5 protein-coding genes and 1 rRNA gene (1 of these 6 running past the window's edge) are annotated in these 5,000 nt (G+C 70.3%); 2 read left to right on the top strand and 4 right to left on the bottom strand.

Annotated elements, in window-relative coordinates:
- Positions 1 to 17: ribosomal RNA gene (locus GTW67_RS08795) — 16S ribosomal RNA — on the bottom strand (it extends 1,509 nt beyond the left edge of the window).
- 833 nt (positions 18 to 850) lie between these two features.
- Here GTW67_RS08795 and trpS point away from each other — a divergent pair.
- Positions 851 to 1,876, top strand: a complete 1,026-nt coding sequence (gene trpS, locus GTW67_RS08790) for a tryptophan--tRNA ligase (RefSeq protein WP_161164244.1) — start codon at positions 851 to 853, stop codon at positions 1,874 to 1,876.
- On the opposite strand, the gene GTW67_RS08785 is transcribed toward trpS, so the two are convergent.
- Positions 1,816 to 2,832, bottom strand: coding sequence for a GlxA family transcriptional regulator (locus GTW67_RS08785; protein ID WP_161164243.1), 1,017 nt, complete (start codon positions 2,830 to 2,832; stop codon positions 1,816 to 1,818). The genes trpS and GTW67_RS08785 overlap by 61 nt on opposite strands.
- Positions 2,833 to 2,907: 75 nt before the next feature.
- Between GTW67_RS08785 and GTW67_RS08780 the strand changes: the two genes are divergently transcribed.
- On the top strand, positions 2,908 to 3,492 hold the full coding sequence (locus GTW67_RS08780) for a cysteine hydrolase family protein (RefSeq protein ID WP_161164242.1): 585 nt from the start codon (positions 2,908 to 2,910) through the stop codon (positions 3,490 to 3,492).
- An 82-nt stretch (positions 3,493 to 3,574) separates the two neighbouring features.
- Here the strand turns inward: GTW67_RS08780 and GTW67_RS08775 are convergent, their stop codons facing one another.
- Entirely contained in the window at positions 3,575 to 3,994 is a 420-nt protein-coding gene (locus tag GTW67_RS08775) for a LamG-like jellyroll fold domain-containing protein (protein WP_161164241.1), read from the bottom strand.
- Between the two features lie 121 nt (positions 3,995 to 4,115).
- Positions 4,116 to 4,928 (bottom strand): pyrroline-5-carboxylate reductase, encoded by an 813-nt coding sequence (proC, locus tag GTW67_RS08770; protein ID WP_161164240.1) that lies wholly within the window; start codon positions 4,926 to 4,928, stop codon positions 4,116 to 4,118.
- Positions 4,929 to 5,000 lie beyond the last annotated feature (72 nt).

Raw genomic sequence — 5,000 nt, 5'->3', positions numbered from 1 at the left:
ATCAAACTCTCCGTGAATGTTTACCCGTAATCGGGTGACACATCACGAGAGCGGAACATCGGGAGGAATAATCCCGACGTTCACAGCGTCCTCGCTGTTGTGTATTTCAAAGGAACCTCGACCATCACACTGTGATGGACGGGGTATCAACATATCTGGCGTTGACTTTTGGCACGCTGTTGAGTTCTCAAGGAACGGACGCTTCCTTTGTACTCACCCTCTCGGGCTTTCCTCCGGGCTTTTCCCTTCGGTCTTGCGTTTCCGACTCTATCAGATCCTTTTCCGATCCGATTTCCTCGGTGCTTTCCAGGTTCCCGCTTTCGCGTTTCCCTTTCCGGCGGTTCCGACTCTATCAGATCCTTTCGGGCTCTGATTCCCCGTCAGAGGGGGTTGTCTTCCCGGCTGTTGGGCCGTTCCGACGAGTGAGACTCTAGCGGATTCCCGACTCCCGAGCTAATCGGGGGCCGCGTCCTTTCGAACGTGGATTCCTCATTCCGCGAATACGCGCGCCAATGCAACGACGACGTCGACAGCGCGACTGTTCGTCGAGGAGTGGTGGGTACTTGCGGAATCGCTGTCCGGGGACCGACCGGAGTCGGCGCTCACGTCGGACAACTCGGAGAACACTACGGATGGGGGCATGTCGTGTCAACTCCGTGGCGGGACGGTCGTCCGCCGCGTAGCGTGTGGGGCGTGATGACGCGTACGTGCAACCAGTCCTGGTGGGCCGCCTGACGGCGGCCGCGCTCACGTACGCACACGACGGCCGCCGCTTCGGCGGCCGTTCTCGTATCTCCCTCCAGGAGGGGCGGCCGGCGGGTGGCGGCGGCCCTGACCAAGAGGTGGAGAAATGACGCGGGTCTTCAGTGGGGTCAAGCCGACCGGGCATCTGACGCTGGGGAACTACCTGGGAGCCATGCGGCGGTGGGCCGCGGTGGACCAGCACCGGTCCGACGCGCTGTTCTGTGTCGTCGACCTGCACGCGCTGACCGTGGACCACGATCCGGCGCGGGTGCGCCGGCTGAGCCGGCAGGCGGCGTCCCTGCTGTTGGCGGCGGGGCTGGATCCCGAGGTGTGCACCGTGTTCGTGCAGAGTCATGTGGACGAACACGCGCGGCTGTCGTACGTACTGGAGTGCGTGGCCACGGACGGTGAGATGCGCCGGATGATCCAGTACAAGGAGAAGGCCGCGCGGGAGCGGGAGCGGGGCGGGAGTGTGCGGCTGTCGCTGCTGACGTATCCCGTGCTGATGGCGGCCGACATCCTGGCGTACGGGACGGACGAGGTGCCGGTCGGGAGCGACCAGACGCAGCATGTGGAGCTGGCGCGGGATCTGGCGGTGCGGTTCAACCAGCGGTACGGGCACACGTTCGTGGTGCCCAGAGCCACGAGTCCGGCGGTGGCGGCGCGCGTGATGAATTTGCAGGAACCGGCGTCGAAGATGGGGAAGAGCGACGACGTCGGGCCCGGGATCGTCTATGTGCTCGATGAGCCGGACGTGGTGCGGAAGAAGGTCATGCGGGCCGTGACCGACAGCGGGCGCGAGGTCGTGTACGACCGGGAGGCGCGGCCGGGGCTCGCGAACCTGCTGGAGATCCTCGCCGCGTGCGCAGGCGGGGAGCCGGCGGAGCTGGCGGCGGCGTACGACTCGTACGGCGCGCTGAAGAAGGATGTCGCGGAGGCCGTGGTGGAGGTGCTGCGGCCGTTGCGGAAGCGGCATCAGGAGCTGTGCGCGGATCCCGGCTATGTGGAGGGCGTGCTGCGGGAGGGCGCGGAGAAGGCGCGGGCGATGGCCCGGCCGACCGTGGATGCCGCCTACCGCGCGATCGGGTTGTTGGCGCCGCTGCCGGACAGCGTGGTGAACGCGGCCCGGTAGGCGCGGGGGCTGGTGGCGAGGCGCGATGCGAAGTGCTGTCGCATCGTGACCTCGCTACCGAAGCCGGCCCGGCGGGCGACCTCGGGCATGGGGAGGTCGGTGCGCTCCAGAAGCCTCTGGGCGGCGGCGATGCGCTGGTCGAGGAGCCAGCGCAGGGGTGTGGTGCCGGTGGCCGCCGTGAAGTGGCGGGCGAAGGAGCGAGGGGACATGCCGGCGCGGGCGGCCAGGCCGGCGACGGTCAGTGGCTCGTGGAGGTGCCGCAGGGCGTGCTCGCGGACGGCGGCGAGGGCGTCGGCGTCGCGGTCGGTGCGTGGGGTGGGGCGCTCGATGAACTGGGCCTGGGTGCCGGTGCGGAAGGGGGCCGTGACCATCGAGCGGGCGATGGTGGCGGCGGTCTCGGCGCCGTGGGCCAGGCGGACCAGGTGGAGGCAGAGGTCGATGCCGGCGGCGGTGCCGGCCGCGGTCCAGAGGTTGTCGTCCTCGATGAAGAGGGCGTCGGGGACGACGGTGACGCGGGGGTGGTGGGTGCGCAGGAGGTCGGTCAGCCGCCAGTGGGTGATGGCGCGGCGGCCGTCGAGCAGACCCGCCTGGGCGAGGGTGAAGGCGCCTGCGCACAGGGCCGCGACGGTGGTGCCGCGGGCGTGGGCGCGGCGCAGGGCGTCGAGGACCGGGGCGGGGGCCGGGGTGAGGTGGTCGTCGAGGCCGGGGACCACGACGAGGTCGGCGCGGTCCAGCCAGCCGAGGGGGCGGTCGGGGTGGAGGGCGAGGCCGCCGCGCATCGGGACGGCGGTGGTGCCGTCGGCGGCGACACGGCGCAGGTCGAAGGCGGGGGCGCCTCGATCGGTGCGGTCGGTGCCCCAGACCTCGGTGATGACGGAGACGTCGAAGGCCCGGATGCCGGGGAAGGCGACGAGGGCAACGCGGTAGGGGACCTGGGCGGGGGCCTGCTCTGCCATGGCTGGCAGTAAACCATCGATCGCTGACTTCCGTACCTCTGGGGAGCTCGTCCGTCCGGCGACACGATCGGGGGCATGGAGATCGCGGAGAACGCAGCGCTGGTGGTCGTGGACGTGCAGAAGGGCTTCGAGGAGCTCGACTTCTGGGGGACGCGCAACAACCCGGCGGCGGACGACAACATCGCCGCCCTCGTCGACGCCTGGCAGTCGACCGGGCGGCCGGTCGTCTTCGTACGGCACGACTCGGTCAAGCCGGGGTCGCCGTTGCGGACGGGGTACGAGGGCAACGGCTTCAAGGAGTACGTGGAGCGGCGGCGCGGGAAGGGGAGCGGGGCCGAGGTGCTGGTGACGAAGACCGTGAACTCGGCGTTCCTCGGGACGCCGGACCTCGGGGCGTGGCTCCGGGAGCAGAGGATCGGGCAGGTGGTGCTGGCCGGGATCCAGACGAACATGTGCGTCGAGACGACGGCCCGGATGGGCGGGAACCTCGGGTTCGACGTGCTGGTCGCGTTCGACGCGACGTACACCTTCGACCTGGAGGGGCCCTTCGGCTGGCGGCAGAGCGCCGACGAACTGGCGCGGGCGTCGGCGGTGTCGCTGCACGGGGGCGGGTTCGCGCGGGTGGTGACCACGGAGGACGTGGTGGCCGCGGCGGAGTGAGCCGTCGACCTGGAAGCGGCGGGGCGAACACGGCCTCGCGCGGCCGGCACGGTGGTCGTGTCGGCCGCGCGGACATGTCCGGTCAGCCGCCGGTCATCTCCATGAGCTGCTGGGCCGAGTCAGCGGCACCGGCCCAGACCCGGACGTCCCGGATGCGTCCCGGCAGGTGCCGCGTCCAGCTCTCGCCGTCCGTCGTCCCGCCGACGGTGAGAACGCCCGAGCCGGACGGGGTCGGGACGGAGTGCGCTTCGCCGTTCTGGGTGGTTCCGATGTAGAGCTTGACCTCTCCGTCCTGGGCGTCGTAGACGCCGGTCAGGCGGACAGGTTCGTCCGGCCGGGCGGCCTCGGCGGAGGTGACCGCGGCATAGGTGCCGTCGGCGTTCAGGCGGCCGAAGCGCGCGGCTTCGTACCAGAGGCCCCAGGTGGAACCGTCGGCCGCACGCCGGCCCACGACTTGGCCGACGCGGCCGGTGCCCCAGGTGCAGACCGCGGCTCCGTCCACCGATTGTCTGGCCGACGACTGCCGGCAGGCCGGTGGGCCGGGAGTAGCCGCGACGTTCACCTTCGCTCCGAACGAGGCCGACACCGGATTCAATCTCCCTGCTCATGACCCGTCAAGAGAGTTAGTCCTTGGTGCCGGAGGCTAGTTCGCGGCTGCGGTCGCGGGCGGCTTCGAGGGCGGCGATGAGGGCGGCTCGGACGCCGTGGTTCTCGAGTTCGCGGATGGCGTTGATGGTGGTGCCGGCGGGGGACGTGACGTTCTCGCGGAGCTTGACCGGGTGCTCGCCGCTGTCGCGGAGCATCTTCGCGGCGCCGATCGCGGACTGGACGATCAGGTCGTGGGCCTTGTCGCGGGGCAGGCCGAGGAGGATGCCGGCGTCGGTCATGGCCTCGACCAGGTAGAAGAAGTACGCCGGGCCCGAGCCGGAGAGGGCGGTGCAGGCGTCCTGCTGGTTCTCCGGGACGCGGAGGGTCTTGCCGACGGCGCCGAAGATCTCCTCGGCGTGAGCCAGGTGGGCGGCGGTGGCGTGGGTGCCGGCGGAGATGACGGACATGGCCTCGTCCACGAGGGCCGGGGTGTTCGTCATGACGCGGACCACGGGGGTGCCGGCGGTGAGGCGGTCCTCGAAGAAGGAGGTCGGGATGCCCGCGGCGCCGCTGATGACCAGGCGGTCGGCGGGGATGTGCGGGGCGAGTTCGTCGAGGAGGGTGCCCATGTCCTGCGGCTTCACCGTGAGGATCAGGGTGTCGGCGGCCTTGGCGGCCTCGGCGTTGGTGACCGGGGTGACTCCGTAGCGGGTGCGGAGTTCGTCGGCCCGTTCCTGGCGGCGGGCGGTGACCAGGAGGTCGGCGGGGGACCAGCCGGAGCCGATCATGCCGCTGAGCAGGGCTTCGCCGATCTTGCCGGTGCCGAGGACTGCGACTTTCTGGGTCATGGGTGTGGTGCCCTCCGGGGGTGCGCGTTGGCCTTGGTCATCCTCGCATTCGGGGAGGCGGGTGGGGTGGTG

The organism is Streptomyces sp. SID5910, assembly GCF_009862125.1.
Classification (GTDB): domain Bacteria; phylum Actinomycetota; class Actinomycetes; order Streptomycetales; family Streptomycetaceae; genus Streptomyces.
Note: the sequence above shows the minus strand (reverse complement) of the source record. Positions and strands in the feature narration are given on the sequence as shown.